Source organism: Aeromonas sp. 604176 (assembly GCF_049170755.1).
Taxonomy (GTDB): domain Bacteria; phylum Pseudomonadota; class Gammaproteobacteria; order Enterobacterales; family Aeromonadaceae; genus Aeromonas; species Aeromonas veronii_A.
Genome location: NZ_JAAKNE010000181.1, coordinates 1 through 4,773 on the forward strand (window position 1 = coordinate 1; position 4,773 = coordinate 4,773).

At 65.4% G+C, this 4,773-nt stretch carries 4 protein-coding genes and 1 pseudogene; all 5 read left to right on the forward strand.

Annotated elements, in window-relative coordinates; translation table 11 throughout:
• The first annotated feature begins 83 nt into the window (after nucleotides 1-83).
• Nucleotides 84-2,075 (forward strand): phosphomethylpyrimidine synthase ThiC, encoded by a 1,992-nt coding sequence (gene thiC / locus G5358_RS20075; protein ID WP_421324785.1) that lies wholly within the window; start codon nucleotides 84-86, stop codon nucleotides 2,073-2,075.
• A complete protein-coding gene (gene thiE, locus G5358_RS20080) occupies nucleotides 2,072-3,679 on the forward strand; it encodes a thiamine phosphate synthase (RefSeq protein ID WP_421324786.1) in 1,608 nt (535 codons plus the stop codon). The genes thiC and thiE overlap by 4 nt, the downstream gene beginning before the upstream one ends.
• Nucleotides 3,669-4,463 (forward strand): HesA/MoeB/ThiF family protein, encoded by a 795-nt coding sequence (locus tag G5358_RS20085; RefSeq protein WP_421324787.1) that lies wholly within the window; start codon nucleotides 3,669-3,671, stop codon nucleotides 4,461-4,463. The genes thiE and G5358_RS20085 overlap by 11 nt, the downstream gene beginning before the upstream one ends.
• Nucleotides 4,460-4,666 carry a sulfur carrier protein ThiS gene (gene thiS / locus G5358_RS20090; protein WP_111900298.1) on the forward strand — a complete coding sequence of 69 codons (207 nt, stop codon included), beginning with the start codon at nucleotides 4,460-4,462 and terminating at the stop codon, nucleotides 4,664-4,666. Before G5358_RS20085 ends, thiS begins: the two co-directional genes overlap by 4 nt.
• 1 nt (nucleotide 4,667) lies before the next feature.
• Nucleotides 4,668-4,773 (forward strand): annotated as a pseudogene (locus G5358_RS20095) (thiazole synthase); the annotation flags it as partial.

Below are 4,773 nucleotides of genomic sequence, written 5' to 3' on the forward strand. Positions count from 1 at the left end.
ACACCCCGCCGCAAGTTCATCTTCTCCTCGAACTCCAGACAAGCAAATACCCATAACTTCAACCAGTTAATGTGAGTTTTGCTATGTCTACTTCCGTATCTGATATCGCCAAATCCAGCCGCCGCGAGCAGCGATCCAGCGCTCAGGCCTTTATCGACAGCCTCAAGGGGATGGCTCACCCCAACTCCCGCCGCATCTTTATCGAAGGCTCCCGCGCCGATATCCGGGTGCCCCTGCGTGAAATCCAGCTGGCCGATACCTTCGTCGGCGGCACCAAAGAAAATCCCCAATTCGAGCCCAACGAGCCGGTGCCGGTCTACGACACCTCGGGCCGTTACGGGGAGGAGGGGGTCGCCATCGACGTGCGCCGCGGCCTGCCGCGCCTGCGGGAGAACTGGGTGCTGGAGCGGGATGACACCGACGAACTGCCGGGGCTCAGCTCCACCTTCACCCAGGAGCGTCTGGCCGATGAGGGGCTGGATCACCTGCGCTTCGAGCATCTGCCGAAACCGCGCCGCGCCAAGCCGGGTCGTCGGGTTACCCAGCTGCACTATGCCCGTGCCGGCATCGTCACTCCCGAGATGGAATTTATCGCCATTCGCGAAAACATGGGTCGCGAGCGGGTGCGCTCCGAGCTCCTGCGTACCCAGCATCCGGGCCGCGATTTCGGTGCCCGTTTGCCCCAGAACATCACCCCCGAATTTGTGCGCGATGAGGTGGCCGCCGGTCGCGCCATCATCCCCAGCAACATCAACCACCCGGAAGCGGAGCCGATGATCATCGGCCGCAACTTCCTGGTGAAGATCAACGCCAACATCGGCAACTCGGCGGTCACCTCCAGCATCGAAGAGGAAGTCGAAAAGCTGGTCTGGTCGACCCGCTGGGGCGCCGACACTGTGATGGATCTCTCCACCGGCCGCTACATCCACGAGACCCGCGAGTGGATCCTGCGCAACAGCCCGGTGCCCATCGGTACCGTGCCTATCTATCAGGCGCTGGAGAAGACCAACGGCATCGCCGAAGAGCTCACCTGGGAGCTGTTCCGCGATACCCTGCTGGAGCAGGCCGAGCAGGGGGTGGACTACTTCACCATCCACGCCGGCGTCCTGCTGCGCTTCGTGCCCATGACTGCCAAGCGCCTCACCGGCATCGTGTCGCGCGGTGGCAGCATCATGGCCAAGTGGTGCCTCTCCCATCACAAGGAGAACTTCCTCTACCAGCACTTCCGCGAGATCTGCGAGATCTGCGCCGCCTATGACGTGGCGCTGTCGCTGGGCGACGGTCTGCGTCCGGGCTCCGTCTATGACGCCAACGACGAGGCCCAGTTCGCCGAGCTGCGCACTCTGGGCGAGCTGACCAAGATCGCCTGGGAGTACGACGTACAGGTGATGATCGAGGGGCCGGGTCATGTGCCGATGCACATGATCGAGCGCAACATGACCGAGCAGCTGGAGCATTGCCACGAGGCGCCGTTCTACACCCTTGGCCCGCTCACCACCGACATCGCGCCGGGTTACGATCACTTCACCTCCGGCATCGGTGCCGCGCTCATCGGCTGGTACGGCTGTGCCATGCTCTGCTACGTCACCCCCAAGGAGCATCTGGGGCTGCCCAACAAGGAGGATGTGAAGCAGGGGCTGATTACCTACAAGATCGCCGCCCACGCCGCCGATCTTGCCAAGGGGCACCCGGGCGCCCAGATCCGCGACAACGCCATGTCCAAGGCGCGCTTCGAATTCCGCTGGGAGGATCAGTTCAATCTGGCCCTTGACCCCGATACCGCCCGTGCCTACCACGACGAGACCCTGCCGCAGGAGTCCGGCAAGGTGGCTCACTTCTGCTCCATGTGCGGGCCCAAGTTCTGCTCCATGAAGATCACTCAGGATGTGCGTGATTACGCGGCGAAATTGGAAGCCGTTGAGATCAAGCTGGTCGGTATGGATGGCCAGCAGGAGCAGGTGGTGGCTCAGGTCGAGAGCGGCATGGCCCGCATGGCTGAGACTTTCAAGGAGACTGGCGGTGAGATCTACCACCAGGCGGCGGCGCTGAAACAGGCTGCAGGGGAGGAGGCGTGAGCAGTGCAAGCGGGGCTGTCAGCCCCGCCGACCTGTCGCCAGTGACGGACTCGCTACCTGTGGTCTGGACCATCGCCGGTTCCGACTCCGGCGGCGGCGCCGGCATTCAGGCCGACTTGCACACATTGCACGATCTCGGTGTGCACGGCTGTTCGGTCATCTCCGCCATCACCGCCCAGAACTCGGTGGCGGTGAAGATGGTCGACCCCGTGCTGATGCAGACCTTCACCGCCCAGATCGACGCCCTTGGCGTCGATCTGCCGCCTGCCGCCATCAAGATCGGCCTGCTGCCGACCCGGCTTCACGTTGAGGTGCTGGCCCGCCGACTGGCTGCCATCGAGGCTCCCTTCGTGGTCTACGACCCGGTGGCCATCGCCAGCACCGGCACCCCGATGGCGGAGCCCAATATGCTGGAGGCGGTGCGCGAGCAGCTGTTACCGCGCCTCTCCTTGATCACCCCCAACGGCCCCGAGCTGGAAGCCCTGACCGGCTTGCCGGTCAGCAGCCCCGAACTGGCGCGCCTCGCCGCCCGCCGTCTGCGTGAACTCGGCGCCCGCGCTGTGCTGGTCAAGGGCGGCCATCTGGAGTGGAGCGGCGATCTCTGCCTCGACTACTACCAGGATGAGACCCGCGAATTCTGGCTGGCCGCGCCGCGCCTGAATACCCGCCATGGCCACGGCACCGGCTGCTGTTACGCCAGCGCCATCGCCGCCGTGGTGGCGCAGGATTATCCGGTAGAGGATGCCATCACCCTCGCTCGTGCCTACCTGCAACAGGGCTTGGCGGCGGCGCAAGGAGTGGGGGCAGGCCCCGGCCCCATCGCCCATCTTGGCTGGCCTGCCGATCTGGCCCACTTCCCCCGTGCCGTGCTGGCAGGGTCTGCCCTCGATCGCCGCTTCGGGCTTTATGAAGCGAGCAGCGCCCGCCTGCCGCAGGGCCCCTTCGCGCCGACCGAACCCAACCTCGGCCTCTATCCGGTGGTGGATTCGGTCAAGTGGCTGCGCCGCTTGCTGGGGCAGGGGGTCAAGACCATCCAGCTGCGGATCAAGAATTTGCCTGCCGCTCAGGTGGCACCGGCCATTCGCGATGCGGTAGCGCTCGGTCGCCGCCATGGGGCGCGGCTCTTTATCAACGACTACTGGCAGCAGGCCATCGAGGCGGGCGCCTGGGGCGTGCATCTGGGGCAGGAGGATATGGAGACCGCCGATCTCGCTGCCATTCAGGCGGCCGGGCTGCGCCTTGGCATCTCCACCCACGGCTACTTCGAGCTGATGCGAGCCCGCGAGCTGGCCCCCTCCTATATGGCGCTGGGTCATATCTTCCCGACCAACACCAAGGCGATGCCTTCGCGCCCGCAGGGGCTGGTGCGGCTGCACCGCTACCGCGCCCTGATGTGCGACTGGCCGACGGTGGCCATCGGCGGCATCAGCGAGGAGCGGGTGGCGGCGGTCAAGGCAAGCGGGGTCGGCAGTATCGCGCTGGTCTCGGCCATCACGGCTAGCGATGACTGGCAGGGGGCGACCGAACGGCTGCTCGCGGCCGTGGGGGCGGGGGATGAGCCACGCTCGGCTTCTGCCATAAGGGAGGTGGAACATGCGCTCTGATGCCGCTTCTCTTAGTGACAAAGAGTATTTGCGATACGGCCGCCAGCTGATGCTGGCGGAAGTGGGGGAGGCGGGTCAGGCGCGGCTGAAAGATAAGTCCGTGCTGATCGTTGGCCTTGGCGGGCTTGGCTCGCCGCTCGCCCTCTATCTGGCCGGGGCCGGGGTGGGCACCTTGTGGCTGGCCGATGGCGATACGGTGGACTCCAGCAATCTGCCGCGCCAGATCCTGTTCGATAGCGAGGCAGTCAACCACTCCAAGGCGGAGCTGGCCCGCGAGCGCTTGGCCGCCCACAACCCGCTGGTGGAGCTGATTGCCATTAACCAGCGGCTCGATGCCGCCAGCCTGCCGGAGTTTGTGGCCGAGGTAGATCTGGTGATCGACTGCTGCGACAACCTCGCCACCCGCCAGGCCATCAACGCCGCCTGCGTGGCTCAGGGCAAGCCCTGGATCTCCGCCGCCGCAGTGGGTTGGCAGGGGCAGCTGATGGTGCGCACCAGCAGTGAGCACGCCTGCTACGCCTGCCTCTATCCGCTGGATACCAAGGTGAGTCAGAGCTGCGAGACCAGCGGCGTCACCGGCCCGCTGGTCGGGGTGATGGGCTCCCTGCAGGCGCTGGAGGCACTGAAGCTGCTGCTCGGGATGCCGAGCCCGGTCGCTGGCACATTGCGTCGCTTCGATGCTTTGACCCATCAGTGGCAGACTCTCACTCTGGCTCCCGACCCCGATTGCCCGGTCTGCGGGCAGCGCCGATGCCCGACACACGATAAGGAGATCACCCCATGACCCTCACCATTCGACTCAACGATAAAGCCCAGCCGCTGACGGCAGGGCAGAGCGTGGCCGACCTGCTGGCGGCGCAAGACGTTAATCCACAGGGCATAGCGGTGGCCCTTAACGGCGCCGTGCTGCCCCGTGGCCGCTGGGCCGAGACCCGTCTCAATGACGGAGACGAACTCCATCTCTTCACCGCCATTGCCGGAGGCTGACATGCTCAAGATTGCCGATCACACCTTCTCATCGCGTCTCTTTACCGGCACCGGCAAGTTTGCCCGCCCGGAACTGATGGCCGCAGCCATCGAGGCGAGCGGCTCCC